Origin of the sequence: Acrocarpospora corrugata (genome assembly GCF_009687845.1) — a bacterium.
GTDB classification, from domain to species: Bacteria; Actinomycetota; Actinomycetes; order Streptosporangiales; family Streptosporangiaceae; genus Acrocarpospora; species Acrocarpospora corrugata.
Genome location: NZ_BLAD01000105.1, coordinates 12,889 through 33,875, shown reverse-complemented (window position 1 = coordinate 33,875; position 20,987 = coordinate 12,889). Strand labels below are relative to the sequence as shown.

21 protein-coding genes and 1 tRNA gene are annotated in these 20,987 nt (G+C 66.8%); 9 read left to right on the top strand and 13 right to left on the bottom strand.

Annotation, left to right across the window (positions count from 1 at the left end; translation table 11 throughout):
* Positions 1-154 precede the first annotated feature (154 nt).
* Entirely contained in the window at positions 155-400 is a 246-nt protein-coding gene (locus tag Acor_RS37810) for a hypothetical protein (protein ID WP_155341577.1), read from the top strand.
* 128 nt (positions 401-528) lie between these two features.
* On the opposite strand, the gene Acor_RS37805 is transcribed toward Acor_RS37810, so the two are convergent.
* Positions 529-613 (bottom strand) — tRNA-Tyr (locus Acor_RS37805).
* 112 nt (positions 614-725) lie between these two features.
* Here Acor_RS37805 and Acor_RS37800 point away from each other — a divergent pair.
* The 3 genes from Acor_RS37800 to Acor_RS45130 all read left to right on the top strand — a co-directional run bounded on the left by Acor_RS37800 (position 726) and on the right by Acor_RS45130 (position 4,221).
* Positions 726-1,211 (top strand): GNAT family N-acetyltransferase, encoded by a 486-nt coding sequence (locus Acor_RS37800; RefSeq protein WP_155341576.1) that lies wholly within the window; start codon positions 726-728, stop codon positions 1,209-1,211.
* A 50-nt stretch (positions 1,212-1,261) separates the two neighbouring features.
* Positions 1,262-1,753, top strand: a complete 492-nt coding sequence (locus Acor_RS37795) for a YajQ family cyclic di-GMP-binding protein (protein ID WP_155341580.1) — start codon at positions 1,262-1,264, stop codon at positions 1,751-1,753.
* A 236-nt stretch (positions 1,754-1,989) separates the two neighbouring features.
* Positions 1,990-4,221 (top strand): ISL3 family transposase, encoded by a 2,232-nt coding sequence (locus tag Acor_RS45130; protein ID WP_246239682.1) that lies wholly within the window; start codon positions 1,990-1,992, stop codon positions 4,219-4,221.
* A 111-nt stretch (positions 4,222-4,332) separates the two neighbouring features.
* On the opposite strand, the gene Acor_RS37785 is transcribed toward Acor_RS45130, so the two are convergent.
* Positions 4,333-4,884: an RNA polymerase sigma factor gene (locus Acor_RS37785; protein WP_155341575.1), complete on the bottom strand. Its 552-nt coding sequence runs from the start codon at positions 4,882-4,884 to the stop codon at positions 4,333-4,335.
* Positions 4,885-5,022: 138 nt separating this feature from the next.
* On the opposite strand from Acor_RS37785, the gene Acor_RS37780 reads away from it, so the two are divergent.
* The gene (locus Acor_RS37780) at positions 5,023-6,003 is read left to right on the top strand and encodes a hypothetical protein (RefSeq protein ID WP_155341574.1); all 981 of its coding nucleotides are present in this window, start codon (positions 5,023-5,025) and stop codon (positions 6,001-6,003) included.
* Between the two features lie 19 nt (positions 6,004-6,022).
* Positions 6,023-6,598, top strand: coding sequence for a pyridoxamine 5'-phosphate oxidase family protein (locus Acor_RS37775; RefSeq protein ID WP_155341573.1), 576 nt, complete (start codon positions 6,023-6,025; stop codon positions 6,596-6,598).
* 99 nt (positions 6,599-6,697) lie between these two features.
* Here Acor_RS37775 and Acor_RS37770 read toward each other — a convergent pair whose 3' ends face one another.
* The 7 genes from Acor_RS37770 to Acor_RS37740 all read right to left on the bottom strand — a co-directional run bounded on the left by Acor_RS37770 (position 6,698) and on the right by Acor_RS37740 (position 14,772).
* Positions 6,698-7,543 carry a M48 family metalloprotease gene (locus Acor_RS37770; protein WP_155341572.1) on the bottom strand — a complete coding sequence of 282 codons (846 nt, stop codon included), beginning with the start codon at positions 7,541-7,543 and terminating at the stop codon, positions 6,698-6,700.
* 95 nt (positions 7,544-7,638) lie between these two features.
* Positions 7,639-9,300: an NADH-quinone oxidoreductase subunit N gene (locus tag Acor_RS37765; RefSeq protein WP_155341571.1), complete on the bottom strand. Its 1,662-nt coding sequence runs from the start codon at positions 9,298-9,300 to the stop codon at positions 7,639-7,641.
* An 87-nt stretch (positions 9,301-9,387) separates the two neighbouring features.
* The gene (locus Acor_RS37760; RefSeq protein WP_281353301.1) at positions 9,388-11,331 is read right to left on the bottom strand and encodes a complex I subunit 4 family protein; all 1,944 of its coding nucleotides are present in this window, start codon (positions 11,329-11,331) and stop codon (positions 9,388-9,390) included.
* Positions 11,332-11,437: 106 nt separating this feature from the next.
* On the bottom strand, positions 11,438-13,324 hold the full coding sequence (locus Acor_RS37755) for an NADH-quinone oxidoreductase subunit 5 family protein (protein WP_155341570.1): 1,887 nt from the start codon (positions 13,322-13,324) through the stop codon (positions 11,438-11,440).
* On the bottom strand, positions 13,321-13,698 hold the full coding sequence (gene nuoK / locus Acor_RS37750) for an NADH-quinone oxidoreductase subunit NuoK (protein WP_155341569.1): 378 nt from the start codon (positions 13,696-13,698) through the stop codon (positions 13,321-13,323). The genes Acor_RS37755 and nuoK overlap by 4 nt, the downstream gene beginning before the upstream one ends.
* Positions 13,699-13,732: 34 nt before the next feature.
* Positions 13,733-14,263 carry an NADH-quinone oxidoreductase subunit J family protein gene (locus tag Acor_RS37745; protein ID WP_155341568.1) on the bottom strand — a complete coding sequence of 177 codons (531 nt, stop codon included), beginning with the start codon at positions 14,261-14,263 and terminating at the stop codon, positions 13,733-13,735.
* A complete protein-coding gene (locus Acor_RS37740; protein WP_155341567.1) occupies positions 14,260-14,772 on the bottom strand; it encodes a NuoI/complex I 23 kDa subunit family protein in 513 nt (170 codons plus the stop codon). The genes Acor_RS37745 and Acor_RS37740 overlap by 4 nt, the downstream gene beginning before the upstream one ends.
* 682 nt (positions 14,773-15,454) lie before the next feature.
* On the opposite strand from Acor_RS37740, the gene Acor_RS37735 reads away from it, so the two are divergent.
* The 3 genes from Acor_RS37735 (at position 15,455) to Acor_RS37725 (ending at position 18,118) form a co-directional block, all read left to right on the top strand.
* Positions 15,455-15,955: a ComEA family DNA-binding protein gene (locus Acor_RS37735; protein WP_155341566.1), complete on the top strand. Its 501-nt coding sequence runs from the start codon at positions 15,455-15,457 to the stop codon at positions 15,953-15,955.
* A gap of 66 nt (positions 15,956-16,021) precedes the next feature.
* The gene (locus tag Acor_RS37730; RefSeq protein WP_155341565.1) at positions 16,022-16,651 is read left to right on the top strand and encodes a ComEA family DNA-binding protein; all 630 of its coding nucleotides are present in this window, start codon (positions 16,022-16,024) and stop codon (positions 16,649-16,651) included.
* A 27-nt stretch (positions 16,652-16,678) separates the two neighbouring features.
* Positions 16,679-18,118 (top strand): serine/threonine-protein kinase, encoded by a 1,440-nt coding sequence (locus Acor_RS37725; protein ID WP_155341564.1) that lies wholly within the window; start codon positions 16,679-16,681, stop codon positions 18,116-18,118.
* Between the two features lie 247 nt (positions 18,119-18,365).
* Here the strand turns inward: Acor_RS37725 and nuoH are convergent, their stop codons facing one another.
* The 4 genes from nuoH to Acor_RS37705 all read right to left on the bottom strand — a co-directional run bounded on the left by nuoH (position 18,366) and on the right by Acor_RS37705 (position 20,910).
* A complete protein-coding gene (gene nuoH, locus Acor_RS37720; RefSeq protein WP_155341563.1) occupies positions 18,366-19,304 on the bottom strand; it encodes an NADH-quinone oxidoreductase subunit NuoH in 939 nt (312 codons plus the stop codon).
* Positions 19,297-19,815 carry an NADH-quinone oxidoreductase subunit C gene (locus tag Acor_RS37715; protein WP_155341562.1) on the bottom strand — a complete coding sequence of 173 codons (519 nt, stop codon included), beginning with the start codon at positions 19,813-19,815 and terminating at the stop codon, positions 19,297-19,299. Before Acor_RS37715 ends, nuoH begins: the two co-directional genes overlap by 8 nt.
* 153 nt (positions 19,816-19,968) lie before the next feature.
* Positions 19,969-20,502, bottom strand: coding sequence for an NADH-quinone oxidoreductase subunit B (locus Acor_RS37710; RefSeq protein ID WP_155341561.1), 534 nt, complete (start codon positions 20,500-20,502; stop codon positions 19,969-19,971).
* Positions 20,503-20,538: 36 nt separating this feature from the next.
* The gene (locus Acor_RS37705) at positions 20,539-20,910 is read right to left on the bottom strand and encodes an NADH-quinone oxidoreductase subunit A (RefSeq protein WP_155341560.1); all 372 of its coding nucleotides are present in this window, start codon (positions 20,908-20,910) and stop codon (positions 20,539-20,541) included.
* Positions 20,911-20,987 lie beyond the last annotated feature (77 nt).

Here is a 20,987-nt window from a genome sequence, read left to right as displayed (position 1 = left end):
GCCCTGCCCCCGCCCTGCCCCCCGCGCCAACGGCCTCGGCCACCACCCGCCTGCCAGGCCCCTGCCTCCGGCAGCAGACTCACCCACCCGGGCATTCGCCACCCAGAGGTGCCACAATCGGGACATCCGCCACAACTCCGGCGAGGTAGACCGAATGACGAGCTCGCAGCCCCGCAAACCCACCCCCGCCCAACGCGCCGTCCTCGAACGCATCCGCGACGAAGAAGTCCACCACAATCCTCTTTCGCCGCGCCGATCGGGCATCCCGCGAGCCACTCTCGCCGTCCTGCGCACACAAGGATGGATCATGGACGGCGAGGACCGCCCCGTCGATGGCCGCCGCCTGCTGCTCACCGACTCCGGCCGGGCCGTGCTGGACTTTCCGGCTCCACGCTCTTGAGGTCCGTGTTCGGACCTTGCTGACCGAGAGGATGCGTTGACACAGTCCCGTGGACGGTGGAACTCAGCCGGACAAATAGAAACGGCCCTTGACGCGCATTAGCGCTGGTCAAGGACCGTTTCTACTGCTGGTGGCAGGTCCAGGATTCGAACCTGGGTAGGCTGAGCCGACGGATTTACAGTCCGCTCCCTTTGGCCGCTCGGGCAACCTGCCTTGTCGCCCGCTTGCGCGGTGACAGGTAAGAGAATAGCGGACTTCGTGGGTGCTCGTGCACACCGGTTTGCGGGGGTGGACGCGGGCGGGTGGTGAGGGGATATGAGGGAGGATGGGGGGTGTGATCAGGTGGGCCGAGGTGGGGGATCTGGCGGGGCTCGTGGGTGTGGAGTTGGCCGCGGATGGGATGTTCGCGGATGTGGGGATCGCGTTTCCGGCGGGGACCACCATGATCGAGGATTGTGCGGAGCCGGAGCGGGTGATCGTCGCGGGGCGGCCAGCGGTGGGGTTCGCGCTGTTCGGGTGGGTTGATGGGGTGGTTCATCTCGATCAGTTGGCGGTGCTTCCGGAGTGCGGGAAGCAGGGGATCGGGAGTGCGCTCGTTGCGGCGTTGTGTGACCATGCGGCGGCCGTGTCGGAGGCGGTGACGTTGACGACGTTTCGGGATGTGCCGTGGAATGCGCCGTGGTATGCGCGGCGGGGCTTCGCCGTACTCGGGGAGGAGCGGTGGGGGCCGGAATTGGCGGCGCTGGTGGCGCATGAGCGGGAGTTGGGGATTGAGGTCGCGCCGCGTGTGGTCATGCGCAGGGACGTGTGAGCCCGTGGCAACTAAGGTCGGAAACGAACGAGGAGAGGATACGGACAGCGATGGCCGACAGCAGTTTTGATGTGGTCTCGGAGATCGACCGGCAGGAGGTCGACAACGCTCTGAACCAGACGGTCAAGGAGGTCGGGCATCGGTTCGACTTCAAGGGGACCGGGGCGACTATCTCGTGGTCGGGGCAGAAGGGGATCGAGATCAAGGCGAACAGCGAGGAGCGCGCCAACGCGGTTCTCGATGTGTTCAAGGACAAGCTCGTGAAGCGTGGGCTTTCGCTCAAGGTGCTCGATGCCGAGGAGCCGAAGTTGTCCGGTAAGGAGTACCGGATGGCGGTGGCGCTCAAGGAGGGCATCGATCAGGAGAACGCCAAGAAGATCTCCAAGCTCATCCGGGATGAGGGGCCGAAAGGCGTCAAGGCGCAGATCCAGGGCGAGGAGCTCCGGGTCAGTTCGAAGAAGAAGGACGAGTTGCAGGAGGTCATCTCGCTGCTCAAGGGCAAGGACCTCGACATCGCCCTTCAGTTCAAGAACTACCGCTGACGGAACGGGTTCTTTCTCGTTCCACGGGCGATATCCGGGGCACACGGTTCACGCGTGTGCCCCGGCCCCATTTTGTGGGCTCTTCGAGCTTGATCGGGGAGTGGTGAAAGGGGTTCCTGCGTCCAGTCACGATGAGTGACGACAGAGGACTGGAGATCACCCCGGAAATGAGATGCCCGCGGCTCTCGTAGATCATGACTGTTGTCTACGCAGTCGATCTTCAAGAAACCACGGGCGTGCACAACACTATAGAGACCTGTTCGGACGCGACGCTGCTGCTGGGCCTGGAGGGTCTGGCGGTCACCAGGGTGGAGCGCCGCGAGGACGGCCACCGGGTGGTCCACGTGATCACCGATGATGAGACGGCGCGGGGGTGCCCGGCGTGCGGGGTGCTCGCCACCCGGGTCAAGGAATGCGCGCTCACCTCGCCACGCGATCTGTGCGCGGGCGGCGAGCCGATCACGCCGCTGTGGCATAAACGTCGCTGGGTGTGCCGGGAGCGCCGGTGTTCCCGCGGCTCGTTCACCGAGCAGATCGGCCAGGTCAGCGCCGGGATGCGGACGACCGGCCGGTTGCGGAGGGCCTGCGGGCGGGCCGTGGTCGACGGCGGGCGCACGGTGATGCAGGCCGCCCGTGACCATCGCCTGTCCTGGCCGGTGGCGATGCGCGAGGTCCGCGCCCATGCCGCCCAGGTCCTGCCCGACCAGCCGGAACCGACCACGACGATCGGGATCGATGAGATCCGCCGGGGCGCTCCCCGCTGGGAAGTCGACCCGGCCACCGGCAAGTATCGGCTGGTCGCCGACCGCTGGCACGTCGGCTTCACCGATCTTTCGGGCGATCAGGGGCTACTGGGCCAGGTCGAGGGCCGCCTCTCCAGCGTCGTCGCCGCCTGGCTGTCGGCGCGGAGCGCCGAGTGGAAGACCGCCGTCACCCACGTGGCGATCGACATGTGCCAGGTGTTCCGGTCGGCGATCCGCACCGCGCTGCCGCACGCGGTCATCGTCGTCGATCACTTCCACCTGGTGCAGTTGGCCAACGCCAAGCTCGCCGAGCTGCGACGGCGGCTGACCTGGAAGATGCGCGGGCGCCGGGGCCGCAAAGGCGACCCCGAGTTCGACCACCGCAGGTTTCTGCGCTCCAACGCCGAGGATCTGGCCATCGAACAGCGTGCCGTTCTGGAACGCGATCTGACCAGGACGGGAACCTACGGCAGGCACATCCTGGCCGGCTGGCACGCCAAGGAGAAACTGCGCCATCTGCTCGCCCTGGCCCGCACCGGCCCGGTCCGCTCGCAGATCAGCCATCGCCTGCAGGCCTTCTACGCCTGGTGCGCCGACCACGCCTACCTGCCCGAACTCCGCACCCTGGCCGAGACCATCACCGCGTGGTGGCCGCAGATCGAGGCGTTCATCGGCACCGGCATCACCAATGCCAAGAGCGAAGGGACCAACCGGGTGATCAAACTCGAAGCCCGCTGCGCGTACGGCTTCCGCAACGCCGTCAACCAACGACTCCGATCACGCTGCGCAACCACCCGCGCGAGCCGGAACCGAGCCATCCCGCTTAAATTCGAAGACCCATTTTGTGTGCCGTTCGGCACGTTGGAGAACGGTGGGCGCGAGTGGTCGCGTAGTGCGGAGCGACTGACCGGATGGAGGTCATCCGGGTTCGTTTCACTCATGGAGAGCACCGTGAAAATCACTCGTACACTCAGGCGACTGTCCGTTCTCGCCGGCCTTTCGGCCGCGATGCTGGGCGGGGTCGCCACAGCCGGCCACGCGGCCGCGACTTCGTCGGTCCGGGTCGTTCAGGGCGCCGTTGTCTACATCGGCACGGCTGGCGCCAACAATGTCAACGTCTTCGTCTCCAGTGGCAAGATCAACGTGACCGACTCGGTCGCGATCGCGCCGGGGGTCGGCTGCCAGAGCGTGACCGCCAAGCAGGTGTCGTGCAACGGCATCCTGGGTGGTCTTTCCGCCAATCTGGGCGCTGGGAATGACACCATCAGAATCAATGCGGCGCTTGTCGGCGGCGCGGCCGGGGAGGCCGGCGATGACACCTTCTTCGGCGGGACCGCGTCGGGTGTCAGCACCATCACCTACATCGGTGGCGCCGGTTCGGACATCGTCAGCTTCCTCAACAGCACCAATGCCGTTGACGTGAACATGGACAGTTCGAACAACGACGGGCGGTTCAGCGACAAGGACAACGTCGCCGACGACATCGAGAAAGTGGTCGGCAGCAGGTTCGACGACCTGATGTTCGGCGACGAGAAGAACAACGCTTTCGACGGCGGGCTCGGGCGGGACACGTTGCGCGGGTACGGCGGGTCGGACGCGCTCGTTTCGCGGGACGGCGGCAGCGACACGGAGATCGACTGCGGCGAGGGCGGGGACAGCGACAATGACACCGCGCTGGTGGACCGGGCGGACCCAGCGGCGATCAACTGCGAGTCCGTCAGCTAAGAAACGATCAGCGTCATGGACTGGGCGGCCAGAATAGCGTCGTCCTCTCTGGCAGATGACTGGAACACCGGGCCGGGATTCATTTCCCGGCCCGGTTTCGTGTTTTCCGGCTCATTGTTTTGTGAGGAGTTCGCCGAGGCGGTTGTGGGCGCGGGAGGCGCGGGATTTCACCGTGCCGATCGGGATTCGGAGTTGTTCGGCGACTTCTTGCTGGGTCAGGCCCTCGAAATACATGAGTTCGACCACGCGCCGGTGATCTGGTTCGAGGTTTTGTACGGCGTGCCGTACCGAATCGGAAATGTCGGTGGTTGGTGTGGGGAAGGTGTCGGGGAGTTCGGTGGTGGTGGGGTGGCGGCTGGCGCGGCGGTGCACGCTGAAGGCGCAGCGGCGGACGATCTGGTACAGCCAGGGCGTGATTTCACGGGAGGTGTCGAAGGTGGCGGCGTTCCGCCAGGCGCGCAGGAGTGCGTCCTGGACGGCCTCGTCGGCCAGGTGCGTGTCGCCGAGCAGGGTCAGTGCGGTGCGGAAAAGCGCGGGCCGGTAGCGGGCCCCGATCTCGGCGAACGCGGCCTCGTCGCCTGCGCGGAAACGCTCCAGCATGCCGCGTCGGCAGTAGGACGAGCGGTTCGGATCGGGCCTGGTCGAATCGAGTGAGGTGTTCACGGGACGAGCCTGGTCGATGCCGGTTTCACGAGCCTGTCGGATCGCGTTCGTCGCACGCACTCACAGGGCTGTTATCTATTCGTTATGCAACTTTTGGTCGCGGAGTCACATCTACTTCAGTGACGAAAGGAAATGACGATGAAAAGACTGGCGATTCTGGCGATCGCGACGGCAGCCGTCGTTTTGCCGCCGGCGGTTGCGCACGCGGATACGGGCACCGCGCGCTATGCGACGCTGAAAAGCTGCCCGAAAGAGGATTACCGGGTGCCGTGCGGGTCCTGGACGTTGACGCTGCGCGGCGGAAAGCAGGTCGCGCTGACGGACGCGCTGATTTTTCCGGCCGGGGCGAATGGCAAAGTGGTGGAGGACATGGCGCTGCCGGTCCGCGTCAGTGCCGATGGGCGGCGGGTCGCCTACTTCCGGAAGGCCGACAGGCGGCTGGTGGTCCGGGATGTGGTGGCGAAGAAGGTGATCACGCTGCCGGCCGAGGCCGCGCGGGTGCCGAAGGGCCTCCACATAATCGATGTTGGAACGTTCTTGTCGAAGGACGGGACGGTGCTGGTCGTCGACTACCTCGATGACACCGTCCAGCGGCCGTCCCTGATCGTCGAGGTGGACACCGGTGAGGTCCACACGATCAAGGGCACCGCGACGGTGGAAACCGTCAGCCCTGGCGGGGATTACGTCCTGACCACCCGGTACACGGACGAGAACACCTTCGAGTACACCTCGTACGACAAGGAAGGGAATGAGGTCAACAGCCAGATCGTGCCGCAGGTCGTGACGAACAACGGGCCGGTCGCGCTGGCCGACGACGGCAGCACGGTGGCGGTGGTCGTGAGCAGCAACGCGGGCGCGAAATCGCTGCGGACCTATGACCTGGCGAGTGACACGGTCGGGCCCAAGGTCACGATCGCGATCCCGAAGCAGGAGGGGGCGCAGCGGCTGCTGTGGGACACCAGCGATCAAATCGTCCTCTGGTCGTACCGTGACGCCGACAACTACGCGGCCATCTGGACCACCTCGTGGCAGGTGAACGCCGGCACCGGCGCGGCGACGAAGACGGACACGTTCAAGATCAAGTCTAAGATATGGGACTACCGGGTTCCGGGCGGATGAACCGGGTTATCGTCGAAATATGGGCAAGGTCTATGAGGAGCTGACAGACCGGTTGCGGAGCTTCATTGCCGAGCAACCCGTCTATTTCGTTGCAACGGCCCCTGAGTCCGGCGGACATGTCAATGTCTCGCCGAAGGGGTACCCGGATACCTTCGCCGTTCTCGACAACACCACGGTCGCCTATCTCGATCTTGACGGCAGCGGCGTGGAGACCATCGCCCACATCCGCGACAACGGCCGCATCACCATCATGTTCTGCGCGTTCTCCGGCAAACCCAACATCGTCCGCCTGTACGGCACTGGCACCATCATCACCCCGGAAGAGCCGGAATTCGCCGAATTGATCACCAAGTTCGGCCCACATCCGGGTGTCCGCTCAATCATCGTGATCACCTGCGATCGAATCACCGACTCGTGCGGCTTCGCGGTCCCGTTCATGACGTTCCAGAAGGATCGTATGCTCCTCGACGAACAGAAGGGCCGCAAAGACGCGCAGGGTCAACGCGCCTACAAGGCCAAGAACAACCGCGAGAGCATCGACGGCCTGCCCGGACTCCGCGCCGACGAAACTGAGCCGATCCACCAGCACTCGTAGGACCGGGGCTCCGCGCGGTTTCCGCGTGGAAGCTCCCAGCGCTGGTACTGGTGCCTGTCATCGGCTGCCGGGCGTAGGCGCGAGCTGCCAACGCTGCCGTCAGACTGGGCGGCCCGCCATGCGTTCCAGGCGGGCGATGCGTTCGGTGGTTGGTGGATGGGTGGCGAACCAGAAGTTGGTGCCGAACGGGCTGGCGATCATCATGTGGCCGGCTGAGGTGATTTGCGCGTTCTTGCGGAGGGGGAGGTGGTGGGTGCCAGCGTCGATCTTGCGGAGAGCGTTGGCCAGGGAGGCGGGGTCGCCGGTGAGGCGGGCCGCGGCCTCGTCGGCGGCGAATTCGCGGGAGCGCGCGATGGAGATGCGGATCATGGTGGCGGCGACCGGGCCGAGGGTCAGCAGGATGAGGGCGCCGAAGAAGCCGGGAGGTTCGTCGCCTTCATCGGTGGCGCCGAAGAATGCGCCGATGTAGCCGAAGTAGGTGATCATCGTGGCGAGGGCGCCTGCGATGGAGTTGAGCAGGATGTCGCGGTTGTAGACGTGGGAGAGCTCGTGGGCGATGACTCCGCGGAGTTCTCGTTCGTCCAGGAGGGTGATCAGGCCGCGGGTGACGCAGATGGCGGCATTGCGGGGGTTGCGGCCGGTGGCGAAGGCGTTCGGCTGGCCGGCGGGGGCCAGGTAGAGGCGGGGCATCGGTCGGCGGGCGTCGTAGGAGAGTTCGCGGACGATTCCGTACAGATCAGGCTGTTCGACCTCGCCGACGGGGCGGGCGCGGATGGCGGCCAGGGCGATGCGGTCGGCGAAGAAGAAGGCGACGCCGCAGGCTCCGAGTGCGACCAGAACAGCGATCCGAACTCCCGTGCCGCCGCCGAACCAGGCGCCGATCCCCAGCAGAAAACCGGACAGAGCCCCCAGAAGCACCGCACTACGCACACAGTTGTGACGCATGCCTCCTCCTCCCGCTCAGCCCGAGACGGCGGAGCGACCCGCGTCCACCGACCGTCCAACGCGCGCGGCCAGGTCGAACGTTCCCGGATCCGGGTTCAGCCGAGGGTGCCGAGCACCAGTTGGGGCACCACCGAGAAGGCGACCGTGACCAGCAGCGCGGCGCCGATGGCGATGACGACAGGGGTCCGCCCCTGCTGTGCTGGCACGGTACGGCTGTCGCCCGCCGGAGCCGGGGTGAACAGCCGGGCCGTCCACGCCAGGTAGTAGTAGAGCCCGATCACGGTGTTGATCGCCATGACGATTGCCAGCCAGCCGAGGCCGCCCGCGACGATCTCACGGAACACGACGACCTTGGCGAACAGGCCCGCGAGGCCCGGCGGAAGTCCGGCCAGGCAGATCAGGGCGAAGGCGAGGGAGAGCGCGGCGCCGGGGCTTCGGAAGGCGAGCCCCCGGTAGTCGTCGAGCTGGTTGCCCGGGTGCCGGCGGGAGACCAGCATGACCACGGCGAACGCCAGCAGGTTCATCGCCGCGTAGAACACCAGGTAGGCGATCGACGCGTTCACCGCCCCCAGTACGCCCGCCTGGTTGGACAGCTCGACGACCTGCGATATCGAGCTGAGCTCCAGCCCGGCTCGCGCGGCCTGGTCTGGGCTGGAGACGTCGACGACGCCCCGCTCCACCCATTGGTTCATCGTGGACACGATGTCCAGGTGGACGGCGAGCGGCGCCAGGATGTAGCCCGATTGGGCGACCGACGACCAGGCGAGCATGCGTACCGCGTGGCGTTGCCGGAGTGCGAGGACGTTGCCGACTGTCATGGTGAGCGCGGCGATGATCGCGAGGAGGGGGGTCCAGGCGGCCGCCTCGCTGACCAGGGCGCGGCTGAGCACGAGGATCAACCCGGCGAAACCGGCCGCTTTCGAGATCACCGACAGCAATGCGGCTACAGGTACCGGCGCGCCTTCGTAGACGTCGCCCGCCCAGAAGTGGAACGGCACCGCGGCGACCTTGAACGCGAACCCGGCGAGCACCAGCACCACGCCCACGGTCACGACTGCGGATCCGTTGTGCAGCACGGCGCCGGTTATTTCCAGTTGCTGCGCCGAAGAGCTCGCGGAGCCGTCCGCGTAGGTCGGTTGGAGCGCCGCCGCCACCCGGTCCAGATGCACGGCACCGGTCATGCCATAGAGCAGCGAAACCCCGAACAACATCACCGCGGTCGACACGACAGACACCACGAACAGCTTCAACGCCGCTTCAGAGGCCCGCCCGTCGTACCGCCGCAACGCCGTCAGCGCGAACACCGGAAGTGACACCAACTCCAGCGCGACGACCAGCATGACCAGATCCCGCGCGGCCGGCAGCAGCACCGCCCCGGTCAGCGTCGCCAGCAGCAGGAAATACCACTCCCCCACCGGAATCCGCCCACCGGCCAACTCCGCCAACGACAGCAGAATGACGACGGCACCCGCCACCAGCGTCAGCCCCGCGAACACCTCCGTAAACGAATCCATCACAAACGAGCACGACGCACCCGCCCCCGGCACACAGAACGTCCGCAACTCATCCCCGCGCACGGCCTGCGCCGCCACGACACCCAGCGCCGCCAGCACACCCACCAGCGAAATCAACCCGAGCACGTTCCGCGCCCCACCCACCCGAGCGGGCAGAAAGGCATCAAGAACAAGCACCAGCCCAGCAGTCAACGCAAGAATCAGCGGCGCGGCAATCGCCCAGTAATCAATCGACTGAATCATCGGCCCACCACTCCACCCCGCCAGGCAGCAGCCCCCCGCACCGAACATCTTTGGCATTGAGCCAAGCATCCACTGAGCCGATGCGGATCATGGGGCCCCCAGGAGGGACTGCACGGCAGGGTCGGTGAGCGCGAGCAACGCCGACGGCCAGAGGCCGAAGAACACGGTCAGTGCGACCAGTGGAACCCAGGCCGCCAGTTCGGAAGGCATGACATCAGCGAGTTTCGAGCCGGGACCCGGCTGCCCGCCGCCACCGGAGATCACCTCGACTACGTCATCACCGCGAACCAGGACCACGGACTCTTCGGTTCTGTCTGTGCCGCGGACTCGAACGCTGGATCCTTCGCTCCTATCGCCCCCGCCGACAGGGACGGCGGACTCCTCAACCCGGGGCATCTCAACGGCCGCGCCCGGATCCACCATGGCTTGGGGGCCGACAGGGACACCGGACTCCTCAGCCCGGTGCATCCCGCCAGCCGAAGCGGCGAATTCATCGCCCCCGCCAACGGGCACGGCGGGGCCTTCGGCCTCGTCGCTTCCGTGTGCGATGAGGCCTCTGTCCGTCCCGGGAGCGGGGATGGCGGAATCTCCGGTGGACTCTGTCGCTGCGGCTACGGGTTCCGTTAGGTCCGGGATGCCTTCGGCGGTGTCGACGGGAGGGCCGGGAGGTGTGGTGGTGGGTTCGCCGGGGTGGCCGTGGGTTATGCGGGAGAGCATGAGGAGGAAGTAGGCGGCGGTGAGGACCGCGCCCAGGCCGCCGATGGTCATGAAGGTGAGGAAGAGGGGGCGGGGTAGGGCGGTGGCGGGTTGGAAGGCGCCTTGGAGGGCGAGCATTTCGCCCCAGAAGCCGGCCAGGCCGGGGAGGCCGAGGGAGGCGATGCAGGCGAAGGTGAGGAGGGAGCCGACGTAGGGGAGGCGGGTGAGCATGCCGCCGCCGAGGCGGGTCATGTCGGCGGTTCCGTAGCGTTCCTTGATGGCTCCGGCGATGAAGAAGAGCAGGCCGGTGATGAGGCCGTGGGCGACATTCCCGAAAAGGGCGGCGTTGATGCCGACGGGGGTGAGGGTCGCGAAGCCGAGGAGGACGAAGCCCATGTGGCCGACCGACGAGTAGGCGATCATGCGTTTCAGGTCGTTCTGGGCCAGGCAGGCGAGCGAGCCGTACACGATGCCGATGACGGCGAAAGCGCCCAGCCAGGGCGCGACGGCTTCGGCGCCCTCGGGGAGGATCGGGATGGCGATCCGGGCGAAGCCGTAGGTGCCCATTTTGAGGAGTACGCCCGCCAGGAGCACCGAACCCACGGTGGGGGCTTCGGTGTGCGCGTCCGGTAGCCAGGTGTGAAGCGGCCACATCGGAGTTTTGACCGCGAGACCGATACCGATGGCGACGAACGCAATGATCTGCACCGATCGTGACATCGGGTGAGATTTCGCCAGGGCGACCATGTCCAGTGTGCCGGTCTGGGACCAGATGAGGAGCAGGCCCAGCAGTAGGACGGCCGACCCGAGCAGCGTGTACAGGATGAACTTGATCGCCGCCGCGCGCCGGTGCGTGCCTCCCCAAATGGCGATCACGAAATACATCGGGATCAGCACGACCTCGAAGAACACGAAGAACAGCAGCAGATCGAGCGCGACGAAAGTGCCCAGCATGCCGAATTCCAGCACCAGCAGGGTGAACACCAGCGCTCTGGGGCGAAGCACTCCGAGCCTGGTCGCGTCCTGCGACGGACCGGAAGGCCGACCCGCGAGGTAGCCGAAACAGAGGAAGCTGAGCAGCGCGGTCAGCACCACCAGAGGCAGCGAAATGCCGTCAAGCCCAAGGTGGAAGCGTAGGTTCAGGCCCGGAATCCACGACAGATCAGTCTCGAACTGCATGCGTTCCGGCGCGGAATAATCGAACGCCGCCAGCACGGCAACGGCCAAGGCCATCGTGGCCCCGGACACAGCCAGGCCATAACCACGAGGAACACGCCCAGCGAAAGCGGGAGCCATCAACCCCGCAGCCCCGACCAGCGGCAACGCCACCAACATGACCAGAAGCCAGCTCATCCCCGCATCACCGCCCCCAGTCGATCAGGGGAACATGCCCAGCGAAAGCGGGAGCCCTCAGCTCCGCGGGCCCGCCCAGGAACCAGTTTCATCCCCACATCACCGCCCCCACAGCGATCAGGAGAACCCCGGCCAGCAATCCGGTCACGTACAGCTGGGCGTTGCCGTTCTGGGCGAGTTTCGCGAACGAGGAGAGGCCGATTGTCAGGCGGGCGGAGCCACGGACCGCGCCGTCGACGACGTGGGTGTCTGTTCGAACGACGCCGCGGGCCAGGGACAGGATCGGCCGGGCGATCAGGGCGGCGTAGGCGCGGTCGAGGTAGAAGGCCTGTTCGCAGGGGGCTCGGAACGGGCCGAGGAGGCGGGCGGGGTCAGCATGGGGGGCGCTGCGCCAGGCCGTGTAGACGATTCCGGCGCCGAGCAGGGCGACGAGCAGGCTGATCGCGGCCGATGGCCAGTCCATGTCGGCGACGCCGATGAAGCCGAACAGGAGGGCGGGGATCGCGAGCAGGCTGATCGGCCACACCATCGTGCGGGGCGCTTCGCGGCCGTCGAAGACGTGTGCGGTGCCGGGCGCGGGCTCGGCCAGGGCCTGCACATGTTCTTCGCCGAAGAAGGTGCGCAGCCAGGCCCTGATCGCGTACGCCCCGGTGACGCCGACGGTGATCAACGCGGAGCCGTACAGCAGGAGGCGGATTGGGCTCGTGGAGTGTTCGATCGCCAGGACGACGGCGTCCTTGCTGAAGAAACCGCTGGTGGGCGGGAGGCCCATCAGGGCGGCGAAGCCGATCGTCATGGTCCAGAACGTGATCGGCATAGCGCGGCGCAGGCCGCCCATGTGGCTCAGCAGGTTGGAGCCGACGTGGTGGATGACGGCTCCGGCGCACAGGAACAGCAGGGCTTTGAAGGCGCCGTGGCTGGTCAGGTGGAAGATGGCGGCGTTCGGTGAGCCCGCGGCGAGGGCGGCGGCCATGTAGGCCAGCTGGCTGATCGTGGAATACGCCAGGATTCGTTTGAGGTCGTCCTGCGCGAAGGCGGCCAGGGCGGCGCCGAGCATGCCGATGGCGGCGAGCACGCCGAGGACGTCGAGCGTGGGCTGCGGGAAGAGGGGGAACAGCCGGGCGACGATGAAGATGCCGGCGGCGACCATGGTGGCGGCGTGGATGAGCGCGCTGATCGGGGTCGGGCCGGCCATCGCGTCGGGCAGCCAGGTGTGCAGCGGGACCTGGGCGCTCTTGCCTGCGACGCCGCCGAGCAGCAGCATCGTCGCCAGTATGAGGGTCCCGGTGGGGAGGTTCGCGGCGATGATGTCGTCGATCCGGAAGCTGCCCGCCGCGAAGCCGAGGGTGAATATCCCGAAAAGGAAGGCCACGTCGCCCAGGCGGGTGACCAGGAACGCCTTCACGGCGGCGCGGGAGTTCGCGCGGTCCTCCCACCAGTGGCCGATCAGCAGATACGAACAGAGGCCCATGATCTCCCAGCCGACATACAGCACCAGGAGGTCGGCGGCGAAGACGACGAGCAGCATCGCGCTGGTGAACAGGCTGATGAACGCACTGTACGAAGGGAAGCGGGAATCGCCTCGGAGATACCCCACCGAGTAGACCTGCACCGCCAGCGCGACCACGGTCACGAGGATGGCAGTCAGCACCGACAATCCGTTGACCTGGAGTCCCACCGAGATGGGGATGGCTCCGGTGCCTATCACCGTAAGGGTGCCCTCGGCGGAGCCGGGCAGGAATTCCGCCCAGAACAAGTCGCCAGAACCACCCGATCCTGACGTCTGCCAGGCCAGCCACAGCGTCAACGCCAGCGCCGCGACCGCCGCCGAGACCGCGAACCAGGCGGCCCGGCGATTGGCGCGGAGATTGTTCTCCTCGGTACGGCTGACGCCCCCCGGCCACCGCGACCCCAGCAACCCGGCCACCGCCGCGGCGAACGGCAGCAGCACGATGAGCGCGGCGGCGACGATCACTCCGGACCAACTCCGGTCGTGACCTTCGTCGCAGCCGGTTGGGAGCCGTCCGGGTCGGACGAGTTGGGCGGTTCGAACAGGTCGCGCAGGCGGTCCAGGTCGATGGACTGGCGGTTGCGGAAGACGGCGAGCACGATCGCCAGGCCGATGCCCACCTCGGCGGCGGCGATCACGATGACGAAGAGGGTGAGCACCTGGCCGCCGTGCAGCTGGTCGCGGAGCCAGACGTCGAAGGTGACCAGGTTGAGGTTGACCGCGTTGAGCATCAGCTCGACCGACATCAGGACCAGGATGGTGTTGCGGCGGGCGAGCACGCCGTACACGCCGATGGAGAAGAGGAGGGCGGCGACTACGGCGGGATAGACGACATGCATGATCAGCCCACCGCCTGGAGGCCGGGTGCGGAGGTCATTCGCGGCCCTTGATGTCGGTACGGGAGATGACGATGGCGCCGATCAGGGCGGCCAGGAGCAGAATCGAGAGGGCCTCGAACGGGAGGACCCAGGTGCGGAAGATGCTGCCGCCGAGGGATTTGGCCGAGCCGGTGCCGGGGTCCAGCGGGGTGTACGCCGAGCGGAAGCCGTCGATGACGACCGTGACCAGGACGGCGGCGGTGGCCAGGGCGACGAGCGCGGCCACGACGCGGTTGCCGGAGTCGAGGTCGGCGGTGCGGCCGATGGGGGCGCGGGTGAGCATGATGCCGAACAGCATGAGGACGACCACCGCGCCGACGTAGATCAGGACTTGGACCCAGGCCACGAATTCGGCGGTCAGGACCAGGTAGCAGCCGGCCAGGGCGCCGAAGCAGGCGACCAGCCAGAGGGCGGCGTGGACGAGTTGGCGGGTGGTGACCACCAGCAGAGCGGAGCCGACCGCGACCACGCTGAGCAGCAGGAAGACGATCTCCTGTGCCGTGGGTGGCCAGAGGGCGGGGGTCACGCATCCCCCTCGGATTCGGGGCGTTTCGGGAGGGCGCCGGGGGGGCGGATGCTTCTCGCGGACGGGCGGGGGGCGGATTCTGCGGCGAGTTCTTTGGGGGGTTCCGCGCCGAGTTCGTGGGCGGGTGGGGGTGGGACTTTTGTCGCCCAGGTGGCGAGGCGGTCCTTCTCGTGGAGGAGGTCGCGGATGTCGTGTTCTGCGTACTCGAAGTCGGGGGCCCAGAAGAGTGCGTCGAAGGGGCAGGCCTCGATGCAGATGCCGCAGTACATGCAGAGGGAGAAGTCGATCGCGAAGCGGTCGAGGACGTTGCGCTGGCGGGGGCGGCCGCCCTCGGGAGCGGGGATCGTCTCCTTGTGGGAGTCGATGTAGATGCACCAGTCCGGGCATTCGCGGGCGCACAGCATGCAGGAGGTGCAGTTCTCTTCGACCAGGGCGATTACCCCGCGACTGCGCGGTGGCAGTTCGGGTTGCACCTCTGGATACTGCTGCGTCACTGATCTGCGCAGCATGTGCCGCAGGGTGACAGCCAGCCCTTTCGCCAGCCCGGTACCTGGTATGCGCGCCACGATTCAACATCATGACGCACGATCGCCCCGCCGGGAATGTGACGACCCGAGCGAATCGCTTTTCCCATCGTCCACAGGGTGTGGATGGGGCGGTTGTTACCTGCCGTGGTCGGTGAGTGGATGGTTTGGTCGGGATTGCGGGGGTTCTCCTACCCTTTGGTTCGGTACGGGCTCCGCCCGCGCGTCGGTCGCCATGTCGGCGATGTCGGCTCCGCCGGACAGACGTGGATCACCCACCCACCCACCCGTTTGTCTGATTGCGGGCCTCCGCCCGCCCCCGATGGTCGCCCTGGCGACGAAGACGGCTCCGCCGGGCAGGCGTGGATCTCTCACCCACCCGCCCTTTGGATCGTTGCGGGCCTCCACCCCCTGGCGATGGTCTCGGCTTCGCTGTGGGCGGCGTTCTTCCCTCGATCTCGCTCCTCAGGTTGCCCGGAGGTGTGGGAGTAAGCGCAGTATTGTTCGCATATGAACCACCCGCCGCGGTCGGCCGCGGGCAGCTTTCTCTGGGCGTTTGCGCCCTTGGTGACCTGCGGGTTCGCCACTCCTGTGACGATTGGGTATGCGGCGCGGAAGAGGCGTAGTTGGGGCTTGGGAGTGGCGGCGGGGGGTTTACGGGGCGGGGATGGTGGCGTGGCTGGCCATCGCCAACTCTTATGAGCACCCGGTGCCGGGCGTGCCGGCGGCGATCATGGTGGTGGGGTTGTTCGGTAGCTGGATTGGGGGAACGATCCACTCGCTTTTGATCCGGGCGACGGTCTTCGAAGCCCGGGTGGTGGAGCAGACGCCGAACGAGCAAGCGCTTGAGCGAGCTCGGTATCGGCGGCAGCTCCGGAAAGAGGCGCGTGAACTGGTCATACGTGATCCGGCGTTGGCCAAGGAGCTTCGCGTCGGGCGGCCTGATCTGCCTCGCCAGTACGACGATGGCGGGTTGATCGACTTCAATCACGCGCCTGCGCGTGTGATCGGGACCGTTCCCGGGATGACGCCCGATCTGGTGGATCGGGTGCTCAGCGCGCGGCGCGAATCTGGACTTTTCACCTCGGCCGAGGAGTTGTCGATCACCCTCGACCTGCCGGTCGACCTCAATGATGAGCTTGGGGAGTACAGCGTCTACCTTCCGTGACCGTATCCTCGCTATGTGCACCCCACTCGCCAGCCCCTGAAACTCGGCACCCGGGTCGCGCTGAGCGTGGTCTGGGCGCTGGTTCCGCTGATCACACTGGGTTCGGGCACGCCGATCGTGATCGCGCACGCGGCCGTTCGCCGTCGCAGTCCGCTGCTGTTCGTCTCAGCAGGGGTGTACGCGGCGAGTTTTGCCCTTTTTCTCGTCCAAGTGGCCAAATATGAGCCCATCAGTGCCGCACCGGCTTGGCTGGACACGGCCACTTCGCTTGGTTTCTTCCTGAACATGTTCGGCGGCTTCGGCCAGGCGCTTTTCGTGCGTAGCGCTGTTTTCAACACCCGGCCGGTCGTGAAGTCGGCCAATGAGCAGGCGCTGGAGCTGGCCACCGCGCGGCGGAAACTCCGCCGGGACTCCCGCGAGCTGGCGGAACACGATCCGGCGCTGGCCAGGGAGCTCGGTATCGGCCGTCCTGATCTTCCCCGCGAGTACGACGACGGCGGCCTCGTCGACATCAATCACGCCTCCACGCTGGCGATCGCGGGCATACCGGGCCTCACCCCGGATCTGGCCGCCCGGATTGTCGCCGCGAGGACCTCCACCGGCCTGTTCACCTCGGCGAACGAACTATCGATCATGCTCGACCTACCGGTGGACCTCAATGACGAACTGGCGGAATACACCGTCTATCTCCCCTAGTTCCTGAGAAATCCGTATTCTCGCGCTGTGAACCCCTATTGGCAGCAGCAACAGCCCAGGACGCCGGATGGCCTGACCGTATTGTGGGCCCTGGTCCCGCTGTTTACCTGTGGGTTCGGTACGCCGTTCATCATCGGGTACGCCGCATACCGCCGCCGCAGCCCGTGGCTGGTCATCTCGACCGGTGGATATGTCCTGAGCGTGGTCATCTTCCTGATCGGCGTCTTCTCGTACGACGACCTGGAGCTGCTGCCCGTCTGGCTCGACGCGACGATGACGGCAGGGTTGTTCATCAACTGGATCGGCGGCCTGGTGCAGGCCCTGATCATCCGAAACAAGGTGTTCAACGGCCCGCCGCACCAGAACTCGATGAACCAGCCACCGCGTCAGATGAACCCGCCCCAACACCAGATGAACCAACCGCAGTACCCGCCGATGCCAATGCGTCCGCCTGGGCCGGGCTTCCCCCCGCCGCCACCGCGGCCGGGCGGGCACGCCACAGACCCACGTCCGCCCATGCCCCCGCCCATGCCCCCGCCCATGCCCCCGCCGGTGCCGATGCCGATGCCGATGCCGATGCCGATGGGTGGTCCGCGCATGGGCCCCCCGCCGCCGAATGCGACCGGCCCGCGCTCGCCATGGCGGGACGCGTCCACGCGACCCGGAACGGCCGGCCCCGCCGATCCGTCGAACCGGCCGGAGCAACTCGGGCATTACCGGGTGATCGGGAGCCTTGGGAAGGGCGGCCAGGGTTCGGTCTATCTCGGGGTGGATCCGCAGGGCCGGAAGGTCGCCATCAAGGTCCTGCACGCCCACATCGCCGGCGACGAGGCCGCCCAGGTTCGGTTCCTACGCGAAGTGGAAGCCGCCCGCCGGGTCGCGCCGTTCTCGACCGCGCGCGTGCTGGACGTGAGCGTCACCGCCGAACTCGCCTACGTGGTGAGCGAATTCGTGGACGGCCAGTCCCTGGACCAGCTGGTCCGCGACAAGGGCCCCCGCCCCGAGGACGGCCTGATCCGCCTGGCCCTGGCCACCTCCGGCGCACTCGCCGCCATCCACAAAGCCGGTATCGTGCACCGCGACTTCAAGCCGAGCAACGTCCTGATCGGCGCCGACGGCCCCCGCGTGATCGACTTCGGCATCGCCAAAGCCCTCGACCAGGTGACCGCCACCGCCAGCCAGATCATGGGCACCCCCGCGTACATGTCCCCCGAACAACTCGCCGGAGAAGTCGTCGGCCCCAAAACCGACGTCTTCAGCTGGGCCGCCACCATGATCTTCGCCGCCACCGGCCGCACCGCCTTCGGCGACGACACCATCCCCGCCATCCTCAACCGGGTCATCAACCACCAACCAGACCTGAGCGCCCTCCCCGCCTCCCTCCGCGAACTCGCCCGCGCCTGCCTAGACAAACGAGCAGAAAACCGCCCCACAGCCTCGGACATAATGCTCCGCATCGTCCATTAACCAGCGGATCCTGCGAGGTCCCGGGCGTTCGACCAAGTCCACCGGCCGGCCGAATCGGCCCCGAGCCTCCGACCGGGTTCAGCTGCCGGGTCAGTCGGCCACTCCCTCAAGAACCTTCACCACACCGGTCAGCGCCAGCTGAGCCAGCGCGAGCGGCACCACACCCACCCACGCCAGCCAGTCGGGCTCCGGGCGTCCGGTCGAGTTCAGCTGCCCGGTCAGTTGGCCCCGCGAATGGCCCTGCGGGTCAGAGGACTTTCACCACGCCGGTCAGTGCCAGTTGAACCAGCGCGAGCGGCACCAAGCCCACCCAAGCCAGCTTCTGCAGTTGGTCCTCGCGCATTCGCGGATAGCTCACCCGGACCCAGATCACCACGAACGCCAACACGAAGATCTTGATGAGGGTCCATACCGGGCCGGGTAGCCAGGGGCCGTGCCAGCCGCCCAGGAACAGGACGGTGGTGAGTGCGGAGAGGACCACGATGCCGACGTACTCGGCGAGCATGAACAGGGCGAAGCGGATGCCGGTGTATTCCGTCATAGGGCCCATGATGATCTCGGATTCGGCGATCGGCATGTCGAAGGGCGGGCGGCGGAGTTCGGCCAGGCCGGCCACGAAGAAGACGATCGCGCCGATGGCCTGCCAGGGGAGCCACCACCACTGCCAGGCCTCGACGATGCCGGTGAGCGAGAGGGTGCCGGCTGCCATGGCCACACTGGAGGCGGCCAGGACCAGCGGCAGCTCGTAGGACATCAGCTGCGCCGCCGACCGCATCCCGCCGAGCACCGAGTACTTGTTGCCCGACGACCACCCGGCCATGATCGACCCGAGCACTCCGACGCCCATCACGGCCAGCACGAAGAACAGCCCGGCGTCCAGGTCCACGCCGTACAGGCCGGGCCCGACCGGGATGACGATCATCACGATCAGGTACGGCACCAGCGCCACGGCCGGGGCGATCTTGAATACGGCCCGGTCGGCGGCGGCCGGGATGACGTCCTCCTTCTGGACGAACTTCACCCCGTCCGCGATCAGCTGCGCCCAGCCGTGGAACCCTCCGGCGTACATCGGCCCCAGCCGCGACTGCATGTGCGCCATCGCCTTGTGCTCCAACTGCCCGACGATCAGCGGCAGCAGCAGAAACGCACCGATGATCACGACGAGCCGGAGCGCGATCTCAAGCATTCTTGCCCCAATCGGCCGGAACCCCGGGCGGAGCCATCTTGCGGCGGCTCGGCGCGCCATGACCAGATTCGCCCGGCTCCTTGGCCCCCGGCCAGACCTTCGCCACCCTGGCCGCGAGCACGAAATCCTTACGCAGCGGGTTGCCCTCGAACCCGTCGGGCAGCAGCAACGGCTTCAGGTCGGGATGACCTTCGAAAATCACCCCGAACATCTCGTACGTCTCGCGTTCGTGCCAGTTCGCCCCCCGATAGACGCCCACCACGGAGGCGAGCCGAGGATCGGCGCGCGGCACCCGAGTCCGGATCAGCAGATGCGCGAAGGCCACCGGATCGAACACGTGCGCCACCACGGCGAACCCGTCCGGCGGATCGTCGACTCCGGTCAGCCAGTCGAAGAAGGTAAAGCCCTGGTCGCGGGCATGCCCCAGGGCATCCGCCCAGGCGGCCGGGTCGACGTCGGCGGTGGTCTCACCGAAGGTCTCGGAGAACGTGGCACCGGGAAGGTCGATCATGCGATCACTCGATCCTTCACCGGGACGAACCGGTCGCCCATCATACGATCCCTCGCCCCGACGAACCGATCGCCCGTGCGATCACTCGACCCCTCACCCAGACAAACCAGTTGCCCATCACTCGATCCCTCGCCGGGACAAACCGATCGCCCATCACGTGATCACCGGGTTTCCCGGCTGGTCCTTCGCCCACACGTAGCGGTCGCTGAGGTTCTCGGTGGCGATCATTTCCTGGAGTTTCACGATGCCGTGGAGCAATGCCTCCGGGCGGGGCGGGCAGCCGGGGACGTACACGTCGACCGGGATGATCTGGTCGACGCCTTTCGTCACGCAGTACGAGTCCCAGTACGGTCCGCCCGAGTTCGAGCACGCCCCGAACGAGATCACATACTTCGGATCGGGCATCTGCTCATAAAGCCGCTTCACGGCCGGCGCCATCTTGTCGGTCACCGTCCCCGACACGATCATCAGGTCAGCCTGGCGGGGACCGTTCGCGAACGGGATGACCCCGAATCTGATGAAATCGTGACGGCTCATCGAGGTCGCGATGAACTCGATCGCGCAGCACGCCAGGCCGAAGTTGAACACCCACAGGGAGTACTTGCGGCCCCAGTTGAGGACGAACTTCATGGGCTTGGGGGCCAGCCGGGAGACCGGACCCACGGTCGGCATCGGAAGATCGGCCATGCGTGGCATTGTCCTCCTCGAATCACGTCCTGGGAATCACGTCCAGGTGAGCACGCGTTTGCGCCAGGCGTACAGGATGCCCAGCGCGATGAAGGCCAGGAAGACGAACATCTCGACCAGCGTGGTGAGCCCGAACCCGGGGTCGGCGAAGACGGTCGCCCAGGGGAACAGGAAGACGGCGTCCACCGCGAACACGACATAGAGGTAAGTGAAGACGTAGTACCTGATCTGCGACTGCGCCCAGCCTTCGCCGACCGGGTCGACGCCGCACTCGTAGGTCGTGAGCTTCTCGGCGGTCGGCCGGTCGGGGCGCAGCAGCCGGTTGGCCAGCAGCCCACCCGCGAAGATCGCCACCCCCACGCCGAGCAGAACCGCCACGACCACATATGACCCGAAATATCCGGTCATCTGCCCTCCTCAGCTCCCACCCACGAGAGTACGCCAACAGCCCTCAGATCCCCCTTCGTCCACCACACCCCAGACAC